Annotated in this window: 19 protein-coding genes; 9 read left to right on the top strand and 10 right to left on the bottom strand. The window is 63.1% G+C overall.

The features are described from left to right. Window positions 1-57: 57 nt before the first annotated feature. Window positions 58-945, bottom strand: a complete 888-nt coding sequence (locus tag PYR71_RS19655) for a branched-chain amino acid aminotransferase (protein WP_275620547.1) — start codon at window positions 943-945, stop codon at window positions 58-60. 248 nt (window positions 946-1,193) lie between these two features. Here PYR71_RS19655 and PYR71_RS19650 point away from each other — a divergent pair, with 248 nt between their 5' ends. From PYR71_RS19650 to tam, 4 genes are all read left to right on the top strand, one after another. Then, window positions 1,194-2,237 carry a zinc-dependent alcohol dehydrogenase family protein gene (locus tag PYR71_RS19650; RefSeq protein ID WP_275620546.1) on the top strand — a complete coding sequence of 348 codons (1,044 nt, stop codon included), beginning with the start codon at window positions 1,194-1,196 and terminating at the stop codon, window positions 2,235-2,237. 577 nt (window positions 2,238-2,814) lie between these two features. Then, the gene (locus tag PYR71_RS19645; RefSeq protein WP_275620545.1) at window positions 2,815-3,282 is read left to right on the top strand and encodes a cupin domain-containing protein; all 468 of its coding nucleotides are present in this window, start codon (window positions 2,815-2,817) and stop codon (window positions 3,280-3,282) included. A 162-nt stretch (window positions 3,283-3,444) separates the two neighbouring features. After that, a complete protein-coding gene (locus PYR71_RS19640; RefSeq protein ID WP_275620544.1) occupies window positions 3,445-4,719 on the top strand; it encodes a hemolysin family protein in 1,275 nt (424 codons plus the stop codon). A 95-nt stretch (window positions 4,720-4,814) separates the two neighbouring features. Then, complete coding sequence (gene tam / locus PYR71_RS19635; RefSeq protein ID WP_275620543.1) at window positions 4,815-5,585, top strand: trans-aconitate 2-methyltransferase; 771 nt, start codon at window positions 4,815-4,817, stop codon at window positions 5,583-5,585. Window positions 5,586-5,692: 107 nt separating this feature from the next. Here the strand turns inward: tam and PYR71_RS19630 are convergent, their stop codons facing one another. The 6 genes from PYR71_RS19630 to speB form a co-directional block, all read right to left on the bottom strand. Then, window positions 5,693-6,730 carry an Ldh family oxidoreductase gene (locus tag PYR71_RS19630; RefSeq protein ID WP_096765031.1) on the bottom strand — a complete coding sequence of 346 codons (1,038 nt, stop codon included), beginning with the start codon at window positions 6,728-6,730 and terminating at the stop codon, window positions 5,693-5,695. 221 nt (window positions 6,731-6,951) lie between these two features. Next, window positions 6,952-7,749 carry an ABC transporter permease gene (locus PYR71_RS19625; RefSeq protein ID WP_275620542.1) on the bottom strand — a complete coding sequence of 266 codons (798 nt, stop codon included), beginning with the start codon at window positions 7,747-7,749 and terminating at the stop codon, window positions 6,952-6,954. Beyond that, a complete protein-coding gene (locus PYR71_RS19620) occupies window positions 7,746-8,603 on the bottom strand; it encodes an ABC transporter permease (protein WP_275620541.1) in 858 nt (285 codons plus the stop codon). Before PYR71_RS19620 ends, PYR71_RS19625 begins: the two co-directional genes overlap by 4 nt. After that, complete coding sequence (locus PYR71_RS19615) at window positions 8,600-9,634, bottom strand: ABC transporter ATP-binding protein (RefSeq protein WP_275620540.1); 1,035 nt, start codon at window positions 9,632-9,634, stop codon at window positions 8,600-8,602. Before PYR71_RS19615 ends, PYR71_RS19620 begins: the two co-directional genes overlap by 4 nt. 60 nt (window positions 9,635-9,694) lie before the next feature. Then, window positions 9,695-10,777, bottom strand: coding sequence for an ABC transporter substrate-binding protein (locus PYR71_RS19610; RefSeq protein ID WP_183919800.1), 1,083 nt, complete (start codon window positions 10,775-10,777; stop codon window positions 9,695-9,697). Between the two features lie 108 nt (window positions 10,778-10,885). Then, the gene (gene speB / locus PYR71_RS19605; protein ID WP_275620539.1) at window positions 10,886-11,944 is read right to left on the bottom strand and encodes an agmatinase; all 1,059 of its coding nucleotides are present in this window, start codon (window positions 11,942-11,944) and stop codon (window positions 10,886-10,888) included. A 174-nt stretch (window positions 11,945-12,118) separates the two neighbouring features. On the opposite strand from speB, the gene PYR71_RS19600 reads away from it, so the two are divergent. Continuing rightward, window positions 12,119-12,997, top strand: a complete 879-nt coding sequence (locus PYR71_RS19600) for a LysR substrate-binding domain-containing protein (protein WP_183919805.1) — start codon at window positions 12,119-12,121, stop codon at window positions 12,995-12,997. 166 nt (window positions 12,998-13,163) lie between these two features. After that, on the top strand, window positions 13,164-14,681 hold the full coding sequence (gene zwf, locus PYR71_RS19595) for a glucose-6-phosphate dehydrogenase (protein ID WP_275620538.1): 1,518 nt from the start codon (window positions 13,164-13,166) through the stop codon (window positions 14,679-14,681). A 12-nt stretch (window positions 14,682-14,693) separates the two neighbouring features. Here zwf and PYR71_RS19590 read toward each other — a convergent pair whose 3' ends face one another. The 3 genes from PYR71_RS19590 to PYR71_RS19580 form a co-directional block, all read right to left on the bottom strand. Then, window positions 14,694-15,011 carry a hypothetical protein gene (locus PYR71_RS19590; RefSeq protein WP_275620537.1) on the bottom strand — a complete coding sequence of 106 codons (318 nt, stop codon included), beginning with the start codon at window positions 15,009-15,011 and terminating at the stop codon, window positions 14,694-14,696. A gap of 132 nt (window positions 15,012-15,143) precedes the next feature. Next, window positions 15,144-15,599: an NUDIX hydrolase gene (locus tag PYR71_RS19585; RefSeq protein ID WP_275620536.1), complete on the bottom strand. Its 456-nt coding sequence runs from the start codon at window positions 15,597-15,599 to the stop codon at window positions 15,144-15,146. A 77-nt stretch (window positions 15,600-15,676) separates the two neighbouring features. Further along, window positions 15,677-16,069, bottom strand: coding sequence for a hypothetical protein (locus PYR71_RS19580; protein WP_004679798.1), 393 nt, complete (start codon window positions 16,067-16,069; stop codon window positions 15,677-15,679). 207 nt (window positions 16,070-16,276) lie between these two features. Between PYR71_RS19580 and PYR71_RS19575 the strand changes: the two genes are divergently transcribed. From PYR71_RS19575 to PYR71_RS19565, 3 genes are all read left to right on the top strand, one after another. Next, window positions 16,277-17,833 (top strand): helicase HerA-like C-terminal domain-containing protein, encoded by a 1,557-nt coding sequence (locus PYR71_RS19575; RefSeq protein ID WP_275620535.1) that lies wholly within the window; start codon window positions 16,277-16,279, stop codon window positions 17,831-17,833. Window positions 17,834-18,172: 339 nt separating this feature from the next. Then, complete coding sequence (locus PYR71_RS19570; protein ID WP_275620534.1) at window positions 18,173-19,768, top strand: ABC-F family ATP-binding cassette domain-containing protein; 1,596 nt, start codon at window positions 18,173-18,175, stop codon at window positions 19,766-19,768. Between the two features lie 614 nt (window positions 19,769-20,382). Continuing rightward, window positions 20,383-21,903: an ABC-F family ATP-binding cassette domain-containing protein gene (locus PYR71_RS19565; RefSeq protein WP_275620533.1), complete on the top strand. Its 1,521-nt coding sequence runs from the start codon at window positions 20,383-20,385 to the stop codon at window positions 21,901-21,903. Window positions 21,904-21,965 lie beyond the last annotated feature (62 nt).

Genomic DNA, 21,965 nt, shown 5'->3' with positions numbered 1-21,965 from the left:
GTTCGTCGTTGCAATCGATTCACTGGATCGATTGCTCCCTCTCCGCGGGGCCGCTGCTCACTCTTCACTTTCGCTTCTTCCGTGGGCCCAGTTCATGTAGAGCTCCAACGCCTTGCGGGTGACGGGGCCTTCCTGGAAATCGCGGTCGTCGAGGCGGGTGACGCCGACGACTTTGGAATAGTTGCCGGTGGTGAAGATTTCATCGGCGGCCAGGAAATCCTCGACGGCCAGGGTTGCTTCCACGACGTCGAAACCGGCCTTGCGGAGCAGGCCGATGACGCGGGCGCGGGTGATGCCGGCGAGGAAGGTGCGATTGGCGGCCGGAGTCATCACCACGCCGTCGCGGACCATGAAGACGTTTGAAGAGGCGGTCTCGACGACATTGCCGTTCAGGTCGCGCACCAGAGCATTATCGAAGCCGCGGCTGCGGGCTTCGGCGATCATGCGGCCGCTATTGGGATAGAGCGAACCGGTCTTCGCCTCGGTCATCGCCGTTTCCGGCGACGGGCGGCGATAGGGCGAAACGGTGAGGCTGCTGCCGCCATGACGCCCCATCGGCGCCTCGAACAGGCAGAGCGCGAAGCGGGTCGATGCCGCGTCGACAGAGACGATGCTGCCGGGCGAACCGTGTTCGCCCCAATACATCGGCTTGATGTAGATCGCCGTCGCGCCGTCGAATTTGCCAACGCCTTCCCAGGCGAGCGCGGCGATCTCCTCGGCCGACTTCACCGGCTTCAGGCCCATGGCGAGCGCCGAGCGGTTGATGCGCTGGCAGTGCAGATCGAGATCCGGGGCGATGCCGTCGAACCAGCGGGCGCCGTCGAATACCGTGGAGCCGAGCCACATGGCATGCGAGGTCGGCCCGATCAGCGGCGGATTGCCGGGAAGCCATTCCCCATCGACGTGAGTCCAGGTGGTGGAACGCGGTGATGTATCGACGGCCATTGCTGCTCTCCCTTGCATATCCGGGAAAGCAAAAGCCTTGGCGGCGAGCCGGGTCAAGGACAAATCCCGGCCGCAAATACGGAAGCAAGAAAATGCCGGGGGATGGCGCCGGGCCGCAATATTCGTGCGCGACGACTGCGGCGTCGGCGATGGGTGCATCAGCAAAAATGATGGAATCTCTGTTGGAATGGCTGCCCGCCGCATGGCATCATGGACGCTTGAGCGGAGAGACGTGAAGGAGGACGCCGGTGAAAGCCATGTATTACGAAGCATTCGAGCAGGCCCCCGAAATCCGCACCCTCCCCGATCCGACGCCGACAGAGGATGGCGTCGTCATAGCGGTCGGCGCCAGCGGGCTCTGCCGCAGCGACTGGCACGGCTGGATGGGGCACGATCCCGATATCCGCCTGCCGCACGTGCCGGGGCACGAGCTTGCCGGAAAAGTCGTCGCCACCGGCCGCGGCGTGATGCGCTTCAAGGTGGGCGACCGGGTGACCGTGCCCTTCGTTTCCGGCTGCGGCCATTGCAGCGAATGCCACTCCGGCAACCAGCAGATCTGCCCGAACCAGTTCCAGCCGGGCTTCACCCATTGGGGCTCCTTTGCCGAATATGTGGCGATCGACTATGCCGACACCAATCTGGTGCATCTGCCGGATACGATCGACGATGCGACGGCGGCAAGCCTCGGCTGCCGCTTCGCCACCTCGTTTCGCGCCGTCGCCGACCATGCGCGCACCGGACCCGGCGAATGGATCGCCGTGCATGGCTGCGGCGGCGTCGGCTTGTCGGCGATCATGATCGCCACTGCGCTCGGCGCCAATGCGATCGGCATCGACATATCGGAGGAGAAACTCGCCTTCGCGCGCGGCTGCGGGGCGGTGGCGACGGTCAATGCCTCAAGCGTTGCCGACGTGGCCGAGGCGGTGCGCGAGATCACCAAGGGCGGCGCGCATGTCTCGATCGACGCGCTCGGCCATCCCACCACCTGCTTCAACTCGATCAAGAACCTGCGCCGCCGCGGACGTCACGTGCAGGTGGGGCTGATGCTTGCCGAGCACGCGACGCCGCAAATCCCGATGGCTCAAGTGATCAGCAACGAGCTGGAGATCTACGGCAGCCACGGCATACAGGCCTGGCGCTACGACGCCATGCTGTCGATGCTGGCAGCCGGCAAGATCGCCCCGCAGAAACTGATCGGACGGCGCATCAGCCTCGAGGAGGCCGTGCCGGCGCTGATGGTGCTCGACAAGGCGGAGGGGACGGGAATCAGCGTCATCACGCAGTTTTCGTGAGAGAAGTCCGGCCTCTCGCCTGTGGCAAGCACGGGAGGCAGAAAACGGCGTTTATCTCTTCCTCCGACTGAAGAGGGAAGCAGGCGAGTGCTACACGCCTCTTCTCCCCAGCGGGGAGAAGGTGCCGGCAGGCAGATGAGGGGGTGCGCGGCGAAGCCGCGATGCGCTGAGCGCAAGCGAAGAGCAATAGATAGGATTTGCCGTGTGGCCCCCTCATCCGACCCTTCGGGCACCAGCCTGGGCGAGCCGCGGGTCTCGCCCGTCCTTCGGACTGCAAAGAGCGCGCGCCAATGGATCGAGCCTTCGCCGAGGCTCCAGTGGCGTCGGACGGCCGGAACAGCCGCCGCGTTCTGTGCGCCTCTTCTGTGTCGCCGGAATTAGGCGCGGGCGGCCGGAAATGCGGCCTCCGCATATTTGTCGCAGCCGGCGGGCCTTGCGAAAATGGCCGGCGGCACCGATATCGCCGTCGCCGGCTTGCCGACGGAGATCGTCGCCAGCCACGACGACAGGGCTGTTGTCAAAGGCGGCGGCAAGCTTTAACGGCTGCCGCGCAAACAAAAATCAAGAAGAAGGAGACATGATGTCCAACTCATTTGTGAAAACGCATGCCAGCGACGACGCAAAGCGCTTCTTCGTCCTCGGCGACCGGGTCGAGCGACGGGTTCGTATCCGCGGAAACTGGCTCAACGTCTTCGACGTCACCGTGCCATCAGGCAGCCGGACCCCGAAACATGCTCATGCAGGCCCTGAGGTGTTCCGCATCCTTGAGGGATGCCTGACGATCTGGCGGCTGACCGACAACGGCCCCGAGGAGATCGAGGCCGGCGCCGGCGACATCGTCACCATCGCGCCCTTCATGGTGCACGGCTACGCCAACCGCGGAAACGTTCCGGCGGTGTTTTCCGCTGTCGTCGATCGCGACATGGCTGAATTCATCGAAGCGGAAGGCGCAAGCGAGCCACCGCAGACCAGCCCTTCGGGGGAAACCATCGCCCGCATGACGGCGGCCGCCAATGCCTATGGGATTACCATCCTGGCGGCGTGATGAGACCTTCCGCCTGGTTCGCGCTTGCCGTCTCAGGCATTTCCAAAGACTGAGGGAACCGACATCGATCTTAAACGACGATGGAAGACGATCGGCGATGCGTATATATAGCCTCGTCGAACGCCTCGCCGCGTCGCCTGATTAATAACGAATAGGGTCCCTGTGTTTCTGGAAATTGGAATTGTGGCGTTTCTCACCATTCTCAATGGTGTGCTCGCCATGTCTGAGCTGGCTGTCGTGTCTTCTCGAACAGCCCGCCTGAAGGTTCTCTCCGACAATGGCAGCAAGGGTGCGGCCCAGGCCATCAAACTTGCCGAAAACCCCGGCCGCTTTCTCTCCACGGTTCAGATCGGCATCACCCTGGTCGGCGTTCTCTCAGGCGCCTTCTCAGGGGCCACGCTCGGCGGCCGTCTGTCCGGATGGCTGGAAGCACAGGGAATGTCGGCGGCGGCTGCCGACGCTGTCGGCGTCGGTTCGGTCGTCGTGGCGATCACCTATCTCTCTCTCATCGTCGGCGAACTTGTTCCGAAGCAGATCGCGTTGCGGGAACCCGAAGCAGTCGCGGCGAAGGTCGCACCCGCCATGGCGGTGCTTTCAAGAATCGCCCTGCCCCTCGTGTGGCTTCTGAACGCCTCCGGAAACCTGGTTCTCAAGCTGCTGGGCCAGACAGGAAAAAGCGGCGATAACGTCTCCGACGAGGAGATCAAGACAGTTCTGGCCGAGGCGCAGTCCGCGGGCGTGATCGAAAGCGAAGAGTCCGCGATGATTTCAGGCGTCATGCGGCTGGCGGATCGCACCGCCCGGGCGCTTATGACGCCCCGGCGCGACGTCGAAATCATCGATATCGACGACAGCCTTGACGAAATTCGCGCTCAGCTGCACCGGACGAAGCGGTCTCGGCTGCCCGTTCGAAAAGGCAGTTCGGACGAGGTAATCGGCATTCTTCCGGTCAAGGATTTCTACGATTCGATGTCCGAACACGGCAGTGTCGATATCAAGGCCCTGACGCAAGACGTACCTGTGGTTTCAGACCTTTCAACCGCCATTCATGTGATCGAAGCGATCCGGAAATCGTCGGTACACATGGTGCTGGTTTTTGACGAGTACGGCCATTTCGAGGGAATTGTTTCGTCGGGCGACATTCTGGAAGCGATCATGGGCGCTCTGCAGGAGGGGCCGGTCGACGAGCAGGCCATCGCTCGCCGCGACGACGGCTCCTACCTGGTGTCCGGCTGGACGCCGATCGACGAATTCGCCGAATTCCTGAATCTCAAGCTCGACGACGATCTCGAATATCAGACTGTGGCCGGCCTGGTGCTGGAAGAGCTGAAACATCTGCCGGAACTGGGTGAGAGCTTCACGCGAGACGGATGGCGCTTTGAAGTCATCGATCTCGACGGCAGGCGCGTGGACAAGATACTTGTGTCTGCGGCGTGAAAGCCGGCGCCTTGAGATCGTCGAGCTCGACGAAGGGACACCGACAGGATCGGCATCCGCCACGGGAAATGTGGTCTGACATCGGGAGGTACGCCATGGCATGGTCCGCCAGCCAATATGTGAAATTCGAGGACGAGCGCACGCGACCGGCGCGTGATCTCCTGGCGCAGGTGCCGCTGCAGAGCATCGGCCGCGCCGTCGACCTCGGCTGCGGGCCAGGCAATTCGACCGAACTCATCATCGAGCGTTATGGCGCCGAAGGCGTCTCCGGGCTCGACAGCGACGTCAATATGCTCGAGGCGGCCCGCAAGCGGCTTCCCGGCACCGCCTTCGTCGAGGCGGATCTTGGCAGCTGGCAGCCGAAGGAACCCGCCGATCTGCTCTTTGCCAATGCCGTCTTCCAGTGGCTTCCCGATCATCTCGACATTTTCGAGCGGCTGATGGACGGCCTTTCGAAAGGCGGCGTTCTTGCCGTGCAGATGCCCGACAATCTCGGCGAACCCTCGCATCTGGCGATGGAAGAGAGCGCCCATGCCGGCCCGTGGAAGGCCGCCTTCGAGGAAAAGGGCGTGCGCCGCCAGCCATTGGCTCCGCCCTCCGCCTATTATTCCAGGCTGATTGCCAAGGCGGCGCGCATAGATATCTGGCACACCATCTACAATCACCCGATGGCGGATGCGGCGGCGGTCGTCGAATGGGTGAAAGGCACCGGGCTGATGCCCTATCTCGCCCATGCCGGCGAGAGACATCGCGAGGCATTCCTGGCCGATTATCGGGAACGGGTGGAAAGGGCCTATCCGAAGCTGTCGGACGGGCGGGTGCTGCTGCGGTTCCCGCGGATTTTCATGGTAGCGGTGAAGAAATAGCCGGCTGCGGCCGGATGCTCGCTCGCACCAATGGTTTCGCAGCTTGTGTCGATCAATTTGTCGCTGCCCGCGGAGCCGCTGCACATTTCCGGGCAACGTGCATTCGTCTAGTTAACGGCAGCCAATCCGCCCGCCAACAGCGCATCCAGTTGGGCAATCTCAGCTGCGGTCAGGCTGATACCTTTGGCTTCCGATTGGATGCGCGCGGCGAAGCGGCGCTGCGACGGAAGCCGCGCACCTTGTCCGACGATCGTTTCGAAGAGCACTTCGGCGCGCGCGAATGGGTCGCCGGGGCGGCCTTTGGCGAAGGCTTCGGGTGACATTGCAATGATCAGTTCGCCATGGAACGGCGCCAAGATCGTCGTGCCGAGGTAGTCTAGAACCTCGGGGCTGGTGAGATCGCCGATCATGATGCCGGCGAGCAACTCTATCATGGTGGCGATGGCGGACCCCTTGTGGCCGCCGAAGGGCATCATTGCACCTTCGAGGGCAGCAACCGGGTCAGTGGTTGGATTGCCGGCAGCATCAATCGCCCAACCTTCCGGCAGTTGCTTGCCGGCGCGGCGGTGCAGTTCGATCTCGCCGCGGGCGGCCACCGAAGTGGCAAAATCGAACACATAGGGCGGCTGGTCCTTGCGAGGCCAGCCGAAGGCAAACGGATTGGTGCCGAGCAGAGGCTTGCTGCCTCCGGATGGGGCAACCGTCGCATAGCTCGGGCACATCGCCAATGCTGCCAGACCGCGCGCGGTTACCGCCTCGACCTCTGGCCACAGGGCCGAGAAATGCGAGCAGTCGTTGATGACCATGGCGGCGATGCCGAGCCGCGTTGCGCGTTCCGCCAGCGCGGGTACGCCGAGTTCAAACGCCGCATTGGCGAAACCGCCCTGCGCATCGACTCTGACGATGGCGCTGCCGTCATCCGGCGCGAGAGCAGGAACGGCATCGGGCTTCACCTTGCCGGCCTTTACCGTGCGCAGCGCACCCTCGATGCGGTAAATGCCGTGCGACTTGCAGGCATCGCGTTCTCCGGCCACGATGACATGCGCCAGAGCCGCCGCCTGGATCTTGTTCAATCCTGCGCGCTCGAAGATGGCAAGGACTCGATTTTGCAGGGCTTCCACGCTCATCATAACGGCTTCAGTCATGCGATTCTCCATCCGAAATTAAGCTCGGTTTTCGCCGCCCTGCCTTCTTTGAGCGCCACACGCGGCAAAGTCTTCAACTGTCCTGCAGCCCAGTTGCGCCATCGTTGCCGTTAGTGCGACTTTCAGGATGTTCATCAAATGATCGCCGCCGCGACGCCCATGGCGGCAGAGGCAAACAGCAGGACGCCCTTGCGTTCCGTCGCGGCGACGGATTGCCTCGATCAGGGTTCGCTGGAGGTCATCGCGCCCAGCAGTTTCGGCAGGTCGCCGAAGCGTGCGACGAGACTGAAGACGATCGCTGCCGTCGCCACAAACAGGACCGTCACCGCCGCCATGGTCGGCGTGTAGCCGTAACGCAGCGAATTGAAGATCTTGATCGGCAGCGTTTCCAGCGTGAAACCGACCGTCATGTAGGCAACGATATATTCGTTGAGCGACAGCACAAAGGCAAAAGCATAGCCGGACACGATGTAAGGCGAGATCAGTGGCAGAACAACGGTTCGGAACACGGCACGATCATCGCCGCCCAAGGTCGAGGCGGCCTCCACGAGCGAGCGGTCGATGGCCGAAAAGCCGAGCGAAATGGTCACCAGCGGCAGCGTGACGAAGAAGATGGCGTGGCCGATCACCGCCGTCCAGGGCTGGCCGTAAAATCCGGTCGTGGCCCAGAAAGTCAGCAGGCCAAGCGCCGTGATAACCGGCGGCAGGGTAAAGGGCGCCACGCCAAGCAACTGGAAGATGTTGGCCCAGGGCGCGTAGCGGCGCCAAAGGAACCAGGCGAGCGGCAAGGCGATCAGCACCGCCAGCGCCGCCGACGACAGCGCCAGTACAAGTGACGCGATTAGCGCGTTGCGCCATTCCATGTCGAGAAAGATCTGACCGTACCAGCCGAGCGAGAAGCCTTGCGGTGGGAAGGTGAGGCTCTGCTTGGCGTTGACCGACACGCCGGCGACGACGATCAGCGGCAGAGCCAGAAACAGCCCGACCAGCCCGAAAAAAACGTTGCGGAGAATGGTCATGCGAGGGCCCCTCCCCGGCGGCCAACGAGAAGGGTCAGCGCGACAAGGCCCAGCGTCACCAACACCAGGAACACCGCCATCGCAGCCGCGAAGGGCATGTTCGATTGATAGATCGCCTGGTCGGTAATGTGCACGGAAAGCGTCCAGTGCTGCGGGCGGCCGAGCAGTTGCGGCAACAGATAGGACCCGAGCGCGAAGATGAAGACCATGATCAGCGTGGCGACGATCGTATCGCGCAGCGCCGGCACTACAACGGTGAAGAAGGCTTTGACAGGCGAAGCGCCGAGCGTGCGCGCGGCCTCAGACAGGGTTGGATCAAGCCGCACCAGCGCCGGGTAGAGCACCAGGACCGTATAGGGGAAGGCCTGATAGACCATGCCGGTGAATACGGCGCCGACGCTCGGCGTTAGGGCGACTGGTTGCTGCATGAGGCCGAGCCACACGAACAGGTTGGTGATGCCGGCCGTGCGCGAAAACAGCGTCGACCAGGCGAAACCGATGATTACCTCGGACAGGGACAGGATCGAAAGGAGTGCGACCAGCCAGACCACCTGGGTGCTCCGCTTCATCCGGATCAGCAGATATGTGAAAGGCAGGGCCAGAACGACACACATAACGGCCACCGCAATCGCAAGGATCAGCGAGAAGCTGAGCACGCCGCCGAAGAAGGCCGAGAGGAAGCGGACATAATTGTCGAAGACAAAATCAGGCGTGTAGAAGCCGCCCTGCTGGCGCTTGAAGAAGCTGACGGAAATCATCGTGCCGAAAGGCACGACAAAGAAGACGATCAGCATGATCGCCGGGAAGGCTAGTGGGGCATAGTCGCCAAGCGTCCGCGGGGCATCGCGTCTCATTGCTCGAGCACCACGCAGTCCTTGTCGGTGAGCGCAATACCCACCTTCTGACCCACCGCGACGTCAGGGCGCTCGCGCGGCGTAGAGACCGCAATGAACTGCTGACCGCCGACATTGACAAAGGTTTCGATGACCCCGCCCAGATCGCGCACAAAGGTGACCTCGCCCGTCAGTGCACCGGCCTTCGGCGGGCCCAGGCGTACATCTTCCGGCCGGATCGAGAGCGTGGCGCGCTCGACGCCCGCCGACAGCGACAGGGCGGTGACTGGCTGCCCCAGTATATTGACCGCGCCGCCCTCTCGCCTGGCTTCGACCAGATTTGTCTGGCCGATGAAATCAGCGACGAAGCTGTCTGCCGGTCGACGATAAATTTCGGTCGGCGACGCCGCCTGGCGTATCTGACCGCCGTTCATGACCACGACCGTATCGGCCATGGTCATCGCCTCACGCTGGTCGTGCGTCACGGCAATCGTGGTGATGCCGAGCCGCTGATGAAGCTGGCGGAGCTCCACCTGCATGGCTTCGCGCAACTTGGCGTCGAGCGCCGATAGCGGCTCGTCGAGCAGGAAGAGTTTTGGCGAAATCGCCAGTGCCCTTGCGATCGCGACGCGCTGCCTCTGGCCGCCAGAGAGTTTCGACACGGCGCGATCGGCGTAACCCGGCAAATAGATCATCGCCAGCAGCTCTTCGACCCGCTTCGCCTGCTCTTCCTTGGAACGGCCGCGAATGCGCAGTGGATAGGCGATATTCTCGCCAACAGTCAGGTGCGGGAACAGCGCCAGCGACTGGAAGACCATGCCAAGCTCGCGCTGGTGCGTCGGCGTCCTGGTGATGTCGTTTCCATTGAGCGTGACGCGGCCCGCTGTCGGCAGATCGAGACCTGCGATCATGCGCAGTAAGGTTGTCTTGCCGCAGCCGGAAGGGCCGAGCAGACAGACGAACGCGCCGTGCGGCACCGTCAGGTCGACATTGTCGACGGCGCGAAAGGCGCCGAATTCCTTGACGATATTCTGTAGCGTGAGTCCCGACATATGCCTCTTCCTAACCGGATGGGCGGGCCCCCGACGAGGCCCGCGAAAGAACGATCAGTGTCAGCCGGCGATCATTTCCGTCCACTTCTCGTTCAGCCAGTCGGCCTTGGAGGTGTACATGTCGTAATGCGGAATAATCGGTTCGATGTCGGAAGAAACCGCCGCAAATTCCTTCTCGTTCAGGTCGGTCGTTTCGCGCTTGACCGTTGGCGACGTGCCTACCTTGCGTGACAGCACAGCCTGGACAGACGGCTGACACATATAGTCGATGAAGATATGCGCCTCTTCCGTCTTCTTCGACGCCTTCGACAGCGCCCAGGAGCCTGCGTCCTGAATGCCGCCCTCCTTCGGGAAGGTCGAGCGAACGGGCTGGCCGTCCGCGGCGGCGAGGCCGGTCACGTCATGATAATACTGTCCCATCGGGATTTCGCCCGACTTTAGCGCCTGTTCGAACTGCGCCTCGTCGCGATACCACAGGCGGACATTCGGCTTCAGCTCGGCCAGCTTGGCGAACACCTTGAGGATGTTCTCCTCGGTGTCGAGCGCTTGTGCGCCGCCGAAATAGGTCTTTGCCGTCACATCGAGCAGGAATGAGTTGGAGACGAGTGCCAGCAGACCAAGCTTGTCGGCATTGGCGGGATCCCACAGTGCGGTCCAACTTGTCGGCGCTTCCTTGTAAACATCGGTGTTGGTTACCAGCGTGATGAACCACGAGACTGCCCCGATGCCGGCAACCCGGCCATCCGGATATTTGTTGATGAAGCGCTCAAGCAGATTGCTGGAATTCTTGATCTTGGCAATGTCGAGCGGAGCCCATAGTTCTGTGGCCTGCCCCTTGCGCATCGCCACCTGCGACATCATCGAAACGTCTGCCGGCGCCTGGCCTGCCTGGGCTGCCTGCTGCATCTGCACCAGCCAGGCCTCGCCGGTCGGCTCTGCGATGGATTCAACTGCGATGCCGGTTGCCTTGGTGAACTCCGGAAAGATGTTCTTGTCGAACGAGTTCTTGAAGTAGCCGCCATAAACGCCGACCTTCAGCGACTTGTCCTGGGCGCGCAGCACATGCGGCATTGCCAGCATGGCAACGCCCGCACCGATGCCGACGCCGAGCACGGTGCGGCGGTTCATTGTCAACTTCGTCATGGTCATTCTCCTCACCGATGCGGCGCCGCCGCTTCCCTCTGTCAATTAAATCGAGGCCTTTGCAGCCTTCTTGTCATTCCGGGCCGCCTTGAGCTGCGGCCAAGGCCGTCAGGCTGCGCGGCGGATTGCCGGGCTGAACACCATCAGGCTCAATATTTCGAACAGCATCTGCGCGCCCGCATGAGCCGTGTTGGTGGTCGCGTCATACTGCGGCGCGACCTCGACGACATCGCCGCCGACCAGGTTCACGCCCTTGAAGCCGCGTATCAGCTCAAGGACTTCGCGGGTGGTGAACCCACCGATCTCCGGCGTGCCGGTGCCCGGGGCGAAGGACGGATCCAGGCTGTCGATATCGAAGGAAAGATAGGTCGGCCCGTCGCCGATGACGGCCTTCGCCTTTTCGATAATCGCAGGGATGCCGATCGCTGAGATCTCCTCGGCATGGATCACCGTCATGCCCGAGGCGTAAGAAAACTCCCAGAGATACTCGGCCGAGCCGCGAATGCCGATCTGAACCACGCGCGTCGGGTCGAGCACACCGTCCAGCACCGTGTTGCGGAACGGGCCGCCGTGGTGGAACTTGGTCAGATCGTAAGCGCCGCCGGTATCGCAATGGGCGTCGATATGGATCATGCCGACTGGCCGTTCCTTGCCGACGGCGCGCAGAATCGGATGAGTGATCGAGTGGTCGCCGCCTACGGAGAGCGGCAGAACGCCTGCCGCCACGATCTGCGCCACGCGTTTTTCGATATCCTCGTGCGACAATTCCAGCCGGTAGCGGCTCTGAAACGCCACGTCGCCAATGTCTGCCACGCGCAGTTCCTGAACCGGCGCGCAGCCGAGCACGTGATTGTAAGGCCCGATGCGCTCAATGGCGCGTAGCGCGCGCGGCCCGAAGCGCGAGCCCGGGCGATTGGTCACGCCAAGATCCATCGGCACGCCGAGGATCGCCACCTGCAAGTCGCCGAAGTCCGGGTTTTCGTTGTCGACCTGCATGAGCGGGGCGGAGAGGAATGTCGGGATGCCTGAATAGGGCGCGAGCCGGGTGCCGCTCTTGTTGAAGATCTTCTCGGCCACCTTGCGGAACTCGGGGTCGTGCAGCTCCCCGCCGTGGCTCTCGCCATATTTGGTTCGGAGTTCGGAAAGCTTGGTTTCATTCCAGGACATGGCGGCCTTCTCGAGTGCGATGATGCTGCTATCAGATATGGAATTCAGTCGTCCTCGGCTGCAGCTCTGCGGCAGAGTCCCGATGGCTTCTTTCGATCATTGAACGGCAAGCTTGCTGGAAAATCAATTGATATTAATATGCAGTTTCGTGCGAGTTTTTCTCACAGGTCCATCATGTCCAGCCGCCTTCCGCCACTCAACCCGCTACGCGCCTTTGAGGCCACTGCCCGTCATGGATCGGTTTCCGCCGCGAGCCGCGAGCTGAATGTCACCCACGGCGCTATCAGCCATCAGATACGCACATTGGAGGAATCTCTCGGCGTGCGCCTGTTCGAGCGCGGCGGCAAATGGCTGAAGCTGACAAGCCAGGGCGCATTGTTGATGCCGGTCGTCTCCAACGCGTTTTCGGAGATCGCAGCAGCGAAAGCCGCGATGACCCGGCCAGCGACCGGCGGCACGCTACGGGTGACCTGCGTTGCGGCAGTGCTGTCGCTCTGGCTGATGCCGCGGCTGCAGGAGTTCACCGATCAATATCCCGACATCCAGCTCGACCTGCGCGCCTCGAATGACCCGAACAATCTGAGCTCCCCGGATGTCGACCTGTGCATTCTCTACGGCAGCGGCAATTGGCCCAATTATTGGTCGCGCCTGTGGAGCCGGATGGAGCTCTTCCCTGTCGTCAGCCCGGCACTCATGAACAGGCGGCCGCTGCGTTCCCTGCGCGATCTGCGCGACCACATGCTCCTGAACGCCGATCGCGGCAATGAATGGAACACCTGGCTTGCGGCCGCCGGCGTTGCGATGCCGGCGCGCCAGCACATGATGAGCGACGCGCGCCTGTCGATCGAGGCGGCCATGCACGGCCATGGCGTGGCGCTCGGCGACAATATCACCACCGCGCACATGATCGCACGGGGCGAGCTGATCGCGCCATTCGACCTTACGGTTCCGGCCAACGACGCGGTCTATGTGGCATGCCGAACCGAGGCTCATGCGACGCCGATCGTCCGTGTCTTCATCGACTGGTTCTATGCTTCGCTCGTCCATAACTGAGGGCTGTTTAATTGATCGGGCGCCAACCATGACATTGCACACCTCTCGCAACCAGCGGGTCTGGGCACTGCTGGCCCGTAATGTCAAATGCCTGTTACCCCTCGCCGCCTATGTTGCGGCGGAAGCGGCAGGCTTTATAGTCGGACACAAATCTCGGAGATGACACATGAACGCTGCCCCCACCCCGCCGGTCACCCTCGTCATCTTCGGCGCCACGGGCGATCTGACGCGCCGCCTCCTGGTGCCGGCGATCATCAACCTGACGCGCCAGCGCCTCGTCGGTGAGGATCTCAGTATTCTCGGCATCGGCATCGAGCCGGGCGACGATGAATTCCTGCGCGGGCGGCTCGACGCATTCCTCAACCACCTCAACGCCGATGAGCAGTCGGTCAAGGACGAAGCCTGGGAGAGCCTGCGCCGGCGCATAAGCTACACATCGGGTGATTTCACCAAGGACGAAATTTTCCTCGAGATCGGCAAGCGTCTGGGGCCGGATGCCAATGCCGCCTTCTATCTTGCCGTGCCGCCGTCCTTCTTCGGTTCGATCGTCGAGAAGCTCGCCGCCCATGGCCTGACCGACGAGAAGGATGGCACCTTCCGCCGTGTCGCCATCGAGAAGCCATTCGGCACCGACCTTGCCTCGGCACGGGCGCTGAATGCCCAGATCCTCGCCCAGATCGAGGAAAGCCAAGTCTACCGGCTCGACCATTTCCTCGGCAAGGAGACGGTGCAGAACCTGATGACGGCGCGTTTTGCCAATATGATAATCGAGTCACTGTGGAACAGCCGCTATATCGATCATGTGCAGATCACCGCCACCGAGATCGTCGATGTCGGCAGCCGCGGCAAATTCTACGATGCCACAGGCGCGCTGCGCGACATGGTGCCGAACCATCTCTTCCAGCTGCTGGCGATGATCGCCATGGAGCCGCCGAACAGCTTCGACGCCGAAGCGATCCGCAACGAGAAAAGCAAGGTGCTGAAGGCGCTGCGCATCTACACGCCAGAGGAGGCAAAAACGCACGGCGTGCGCGGCGCCTATACGGCCGGCCGGCTCAACGGCGTCGAGCTTCCTGCCTATCGCGACACCAATGACGTCTCGCCGGACAGCCGAACCGAGACTTATGTGGCGCTGAAGCTCTATGCCGATACCTGGCGCTGGGCGGGCGTACCCTTCTATCTGAGAACCGGCAAGGCGCTCACGGCGCGCGACACCGAGATCGTCATCACCTTCCAGCCGGTGCCCTTCGCGCAGTTCCGCGAGACCGAGGTCAATCGCCGCCTGCCGCCGAACCGGCTAGTGATCCAGGTTCAGCCGGATGAGGGCATGAGCATGGAGATCTCGATCAAGTCGCCGGGGCTTTCGGTCGATACCACGCCGGTTTCCCTCGACTTCCGCTATGCCGACAAGTTCGATATCGGCAAGACCACAGGCTATGAATCGCTGCTCTACGACCTCTTCATCGGTGACCAGACGCTCTTCCAGCGCGCCGACGGCATCGAGGCCGGCTGGGCGGCGGTGCAGCCCTTCCTGGACATCTGGGCAAAGGACGAGAGCATGCCCGAGACTTACGCCCCGGGCAGCATGGGGCCGGCCTGCGCCGACCGCCTCATCGAGCGCGACGGACGCAAATGGCATGAACTCGGCGTCATCCTGCACAGCGAGGCGAAGAACGGCAAATAGCGCCCTTCCCCTTTATCGACCTTCACGGCATGCGGGGCTGACGGAGGCGCCGCTTTTGCCGCCTTCGGTGGCCAGCGCGCCCCGGGCCTTGGGCGGCGGGCAGCGCGCCCAGTCGACGCGGCCGCTCGGGGCGCCGTTGTCGATGCTGCCGGTTTCGATCGAATCGAGCGGGATGACCAGCCCCCTTTGTGTCTCGGCGCCCGGCGACGTACCCAGCGGCGGCGTGCCGTCGATCCGGCCGCTGGCATCCATGCCCATGTTCGACTGGGCGAGGACCGGCGTGGAGAGGCTGAGGAGAGCAATCGACGTTGCTGCAATAAACCTGCGCATGATGCTGTTCCTTCTGGTGTCGGCGATGAGACAGAAACAGCGATCCGGCTTTGCTTGTTCCCAACGGAACGGGCGTCGGCGATCAAAGTTTGGCGAACAGACTACCGGCTGCGGGGAAACGCCTGCTCGGGCTTAATCGCGCCAGCGTGACCGCACCGTCTCGAGGCCTGTCGGATAAAGATCGAGGCCGGCATCGCGCACCGTGTCGCGGCCGAACCAGCGCGCCATCGCCGCTGTCTCGTCCAGCTCGGAATAGCGGATTTCGTCACGATCGTAGAGGGTTTTCTCGGCCAGCTCGATATCGGCGGCGAAGATGAATTCGTGACCGGTCACGCCATGATGCTCGAAGATGTTTTCGAGCAGATGCCAGGGGCCGACGATGCGGATCGCCGTTTCGAGCTCCTCCCGGATTTCGCGGTGCAGGGCCTGTTCGCGCGTTTCGCCGAATTCGATCGAGCCGCCGAGCGGGCGAATGCCCTTGATGCGGCCGCCGTCATCCTCCACTTCCGCGGCGAGCAGCCGATCTTGCCTCCAGGCGAGGCCGATCACTTTCACTCTGATCTGCTGCGGCGGGCGCCAGACGGTCATGCAGCTCTCCTTCGGGGCGCTGACAAATAGAAAAGCCTCGCAGCGAATACCGCGAGGCTCCTCTGTTCCGCCAACGTTCAAACGAACTGGCTGAGCCCCGGAACCGAGGCGACGACTTCGTCGACGACCTCTTCGCCGGCATATTGCTTGGCAATGGCGATGGTTTCCTTGGCGAGCGAAGTGATCTCGCCCATGCCGAGGCCCTCGCCCATCAGCTGCTGGCCGAGGCCCATGATGCCGCCACCGCCGAGAGAGCTCATCAGCCCGCCAAGCAGGCCGCCACCGCCGGCACCGGCGCCGTTGAACTGGGCGACGAGATCAGCGCCGCCGGGGATCGCCTCGATCATCCGCGCGACTGGGCCGTCTGCCGCCTCGCGCTGCAGGAAGCCGAGCATCATGCCGAGCGCCTTTTCGGCCAGATCCGGCGCAATACCCACGCGATCGGCGATCTGGGTTACAATTTCATTCATGTCAGCCTCCTTTTGACGTTAACGTCAACGTTATTCGAAGTTCGATCGCAACTCAAGCTGCGCTTTCAAACGGCGGTTTTGCTTTCCATGCAAACAGTTGTCCGCATGCTTCCGCCTGCTTATAACAGTGAAACGATGGTTCGATGAAGGCGGCGCAAGCCCAAGCCTTCTCAACAAATGGCGCGGGCGCCGAAGGGAGAGTTGCGGATGATCGAGGACGGCAAGATTTTCATCGGCGCGAGCCGCAATCCCGACGATAGCATCAACAAGCCGGAATATCTCGACCTGAAATTCGGCAACCGCCACGGCCTCGTCACCGGCGCCACCGGCACCGGCAAGACGGTGACGCTGCAAGTGCTGGCGGAAGGCTTTTCCCGGGCCGGCGTGCCGGTGTTTGCGGCCGACATCAAGGGCGATCTTTCCGGCATCGCCGCCAAGGGCGAACCCAAGGACTTCCTCACCAAACGGGCCGAGCAGATCGGCTTTGCCGACTATGAATTCGACCTGTTTCCGGTGATCTTCTGGGATCTGTTCGGCCAGAAGGGCCACAGGGTACGCACCACCGTCGCCGAGATGGGGCCGCTGCTGCTCTCCCGACTGATGGATGCCTCCGAACCGCAGGAAGGCGTCATCAACATCGCCTTCAAGATCGCCGACCAGGCCGGGCTGCCGCTGCTCGACCTTAAGGATTTCACCTCGCTGCTCAACTATATGGGCGAGAACGCCACTGCGCTTTCTACCCAGTACGGGTTGATCTCCAAGGCCTCGGTCGGCTCGATCCAGCGGGCGCTGCTCGTTCTCGAACAGCAGGGTGCGGAGCATTTCTTCGGCGAGCCGGCGCTGAAGATCACGGACATCATGCGCACCAGCAATAACGGCTATGGTCAGATCTCGGTGCTTGCCGCCGACAAGCTGATGATGAACCCGCGCCTTTACGCCACCTTCCTGCTCTGGCTGCTGTCGGAGCTGTTCGAGGAACTGCCGGAGGTCGGCGATCCCGACAAGCCGAAGCTGGTCTTCTTCTTCGACGAAGCGCATCTGCTCTTCAACGATGCACCGAAGGTCTTGGTCGAGCGCGTCGAGCAGGTGGTGCGGCTAATCCGCTCCAAGGGTGTCGGCGTCTATTTCGTGACGCAGAACCCGCTCGACGTGCCGGAAACGGTGCTCGCCCAGCTCGGCAACCGCGCCCAGCATGCGTTGCGCGCCTATTCGCCGCGCGAGCAAAAGGCGGTGAAGACGGCCGCCGAGACCTTCCGCCCGAACCCTGCCTTCGACTGCGCCACCGTCATCACCAATCTCGGTACCGGCGAGGCGCTGGTCTCGACGCTGGAAGCCAAGGGCGCGCCGTCGATCGTCGAGCGCACGCTGATCCGGCCGCCGTCCGGCCGCGTGGGCCCGCTGACCGACAGCGAACGCCAGCAGGTCATGGACAGGAGCCCGGTTCTCGGGATCTATGACGAAGACGTCGACCGTGAATCCGCCTTCGAAATGCTTGCGGCGCGCGCTAAAAAGGCGGCGGAAGCCGAGGCCGCCAAGCGGGCGCAGGAAGAAACGGCAGAGCAGCCAGGCACGACCTCCGGCTGGAACCTGCCGGGTTTCGGCGGCGATGACGACAACCGCCAGGGCCACGGGCAGTCGCGCGGCCGATCGGGCTACCAGCGGGAAACGGTGGTCGAAGCGGCGATGAAGAGCGTCGCGCGAACGGTCGCTACCCAGGTCGGTCGGGCATTGGTGCGCGGGATATTGGGGAGCTTGAAGCGGTAGAGTCCGCGCCGAGCCCCATCCGACCTTCGGGCCACTTCTCCCCGAGGGGAGAAGGGGACGTGTCGCGACCTCCTCTCTGTGCTTCGAAAGACGGGTGAGACGCGAGGTTCACCCGCATCGATGCCGGAAGGCTGATGAGGGGGCGCCGAATTCCCATTCCTTTGCCCCGGTGTAAGGCTGGCACGATCGCGACCACCCTGAATACCTGCCCTGCCTTGAACCTTCGGCCTTTCTTCCCTAAATTCCCCGCCATCGACCATTTCAACAGGATGTGTGCCGCAATGGATTTCAACTCGATCGCAATGCCAATTCGCCTTGCCAACGGGGAAATCCATAACCATGCCTGCATCCATCACTCTCTCGCAAATTTCCTGGGCCACGCCTGAGGGGCGGCCGCTTTTTTCCGATCTCGATTTAAGTTTCGGCAGAGACCGCAGCGGTCTCGTCGGGCGCAACGGCGTCGGCAAGACGACGCTGCTGAAGCTTGTCACCGGCGATATCAGGCCGCTTTCCGGATCGATATCGATCAATGGCCGCCTCGGGGTGCTGCGCCAGAGCGTTCAGGTCGCGGCTGACGAAACCATCGCCGATCTCTTCGGCGTGGCCGCCGCGCTCAAGCTTCTGCGTCGTGCCGAAGCCGGCGAGGCAACGGCCGACGAGCTTGCCTCGGCGGACTGGTCGCTGGAGGCCCGCATCGCCGCCGCGCTCAACCGAACCGGACTCGACGCGGAGCCGCAAACGCTGCTTGCCGCACTCTCCGGCGGGCAGCGTACACGGGCCGCGCTTGCCGCGCTCATCTTCAGCGAGCCGGATTTCCTGCTGCTCGACGAACCCACAAACAATCTCGACCGAAAGGGCCGCGAGGCCGTCATCGCGTTGATTTCAGGCTGGCGTGCCGGCGCCGTCATCGTCAGCCATGACCGGGAATTGCTCGAAAGCGTCGATCAGATCGTTGAACTGACCTCGCTCGGCGCGACGCGTTACGGCGGCAACTGGAGCCATTATCGCGAGCGCAAGGCGCTGGAGCTTACGGCAGCCGAACATGACCTCGCCGATGCCGAAAAGCGCATGGCCGAGGTCGCAAGGAAGACGCAGGCTACGGTGGAACGCCAGGCGCACCGGGACAGCGCCGGGCGGAAGAAGGCGGCCAAGGGCGGCATCCCCCGCATCCTGCTCGGCGGCATGAAGGAGCGGAGCGAGACGACCGGCGGCGACAATGCCCGGCTGGCGGAACGCCGGCGCACCGAGGCGCTGGAGGAAGCAAAAGCGGCGCGCGAGAAGATCGAGATCCTGCAGCCGCTATCGATGAGCCTGCCGCCGACGGGGCTGCCGGCAAACAAGATCGTGCTGAAGATCGATGGCGCGACGGCAGGCTATCAGCCTGATGAACCCGTCATCGCCGATCTGTCCTTCGACGTGACGGGACCGGAACGCATCGCCGTCAGCGGACCGAACGGCTCGGGCAAGACGACCTTGCTCGCGCTCATCACCGGCGAGTTGAAAGCCTGGGCCGGCACGGTGGCGGTGATGACCGGTTTCGCCATGCTCGATCAGAAGGTCGGCCTTCTCGATCCGTCGGCCTCGATCCGCGACAATTTCCGCCGGATCAATCCGCAAGCGGACGAAAACACATGTAGGGCAGCACTTGCCCGCTTCATGTTCAGGGCCGATGCGGCATTGCAGACGGTTTCGACCCTCAGCGGCGGCCAATTGCTGCGCGCCGGCCTTGCCTGCACGCTCGGCGCCGCGCCGCCGCCGCTGCTAATCCTCGATGAGCCCACCAACCATCTCGACATCGACTCGATATCCGCGGTCGAGGCCGGGCTGCGTGCTTATGACGGGGCGCTCATCGTCGTCAGCCATGACCAGACGTTTCTCCAAAACATCGGCGTGACGCGGCGGCTGCAATTGCCGCGCGGCGATGCGGGTGGGTGATTTCAGGGGGCAGTGCCCTCCGCCAGCGGCGCCTTCCATTCCCTACCCGGCTATGAGAGCGCGGCATCCTCCGATGTAGCCTCGAGGACACGTTCGGCGCTGCTTCTTGCATCCGCCCGCCAGCGCACCCGTCTCGTCCTTCGGGCCGCCTCAGTATGAGGCTCTTGGGGGCGGCGCGCACCTCTCGCGCCTGCGGTGATGAGCGCGGCATCCTCCAACGTCCCACATGCTGGGGTGCGAAGCCCGAGAGGGCGTAACCTCGAAGCACGCCGCAACATTGCTTCCTGCATCCCTCTGACGCCGCCTCCCTTGCCTCATTTTGCCGGCAATGGTATTTCCATCCTGCAACCCATTCGAGAAAGGAGGATCACGCTATGCAAACTTACTTCCGGCATCATCGCCAGCGTGGTCCCGTCGACGCCCTGCAAATGCGTTTGCAGGGCTGACCAGAGACCGTTTCTCGACATCTCTTCCTGGTCTGCCCTTCGTGGCCAATGCGGCGCCATATCCCAAGCTGCGCGCGCATTTCTGTAACGTCCCGGGCCTGAAAGGCGCAATTCCGTGATGGCTGATGCCCCGGATGCCCCACTCCCGGTCAAGACCAGAGAACGATCATGACACTCATCGCTATCCGCAATCTCGGCGTGACGCTGGGCAACTCCTTGTTTTCCAATCTTAACCTCGTCGTCAATGCCGGCGACCGCATCGGTCTCGTCGCTGCCAACGGGCGGGGAAAATCGACGCTGCTTGCCTGCATCACCGGCGCGCTCGAGCCGAGCGAGGGCGAGGTCACCAAAGCGCGCGGGTTGACCATCGGCCATGTCGCCCAGAATGTGCCGGCCGCCCTTTTCGACACGGCGTTTTACGATGCGGTGCTGCAGGCTCTGCCGGCCGACCAGGCCGAAAGCGAGAGCTGGCGCGTCGACGTCGTGCTGGAATCGCTCGAGGTGCCGGAGGCCATGCGGCGACGGCCGCTGCAGCAGTTGAGCGGCGGCTGGCAGCGGCTCGCCATGCTGGCCCGTGCCTGGGTCGGCGAGCCCGACGTGCTTCTGCTCGACGAGCCGACCAACCATCTCGATCTCGAAAAGATCGCGCAGCTGGAAAGCTGGCTGAATGCGCTGCCGCGCGACGTGCCAGTGATCCTTTCCAGCCATGACCGCGCCTTCCTCGATGCGACGACCAACCGGACTCTGTTCCTGCGGCCGGAACAATCTCCGGTCTTTGCCCTCCCCTATTCCAGGGCGCGCGCCGCCCTCGACGAGGCCGACGCCGCCGAAGCGCGACGCTACGAGCGCGATATGAAGACGGCGGAACAGCTGCGCAAACAGGCCGCCAAGCTCAACAATATCGGCATCAATTCCGGCAGCGACCTGCTCGTTGTTAAGACGAAGCAGTTGAAACAGCGGGCGGAGAAGCTGGAGGATGCGGCAAAACCAGCGCATCTGGAGCGCTCGGCCGGCGCCATCCGGCTTACCAACCGCGGTACGCATGCCAAGGTGCTGGTGACGCTGGAGGATGCGGCGGTGACGACGCCGGATGAAACGCTGCTGTTCAGGACCGGCCGGCAATTTATCCGCCAGGGTGACCGGATCGTGCTCCTCGGCCTCAACGGCGCCGGCAAGTCGCGGCTGGTGACGATACTGAAGCAGGCGATCGAACGGCCGGAGGCGGCGCCGGGCGGGATCAAAGCGACGCCGTCGCTGGTTCTCGGCTATGGCGACCAGGCGCTCGCCGATCTTGCCGACGGCGACACGCCGATCGGCACGATCATCCGCCGTTTCGATGTCGGCGACCACAGGGCGCGGGCGCTGCTCGCCGGAGCCGGCATGACGATCGACATGCAGGCCAAACCGATCGGCCAGCTTTCCGGCGGCCAGAAGGCGCGGCTCGGCATGCTGGTGCTGCGGCTGACGGAGCCGAATTTCTATCTGCTCGACGAGCCGACCAATCACCTCGACATCGAGGGACAGGAAGCGCTCGAAAGCGAGCTGATGGCGCACGAGGCGAGTTGCCTGCTGGTCTCGCACGACCGCAGTTTCGTGCGGGCGGTCGGCAACCGCTTCTGGCTGATCGAGAAGAAGCGGCTGGTGGAAGTGGAGAGCCCAGAAGGGTTCTTTGCTTCGGTGGCGGGGTGATGTGTTGTTTACGGCGTGCCGTGTGGCCCCCTCATCCGCCCTCCGGGCACCTTCTCCCCGTT

It is taken from the genome of Rhizobium mulingense, from assembly GCF_029194105.1.
Classification (GTDB): Bacteria; Pseudomonadota; Alphaproteobacteria; order Rhizobiales; family Rhizobiaceae; genus Rhizobium; species Rhizobium mulingense.
Note: the sequence above shows the minus strand (reverse complement) of the source record. Positions and strands in the feature narration are given on the sequence as shown.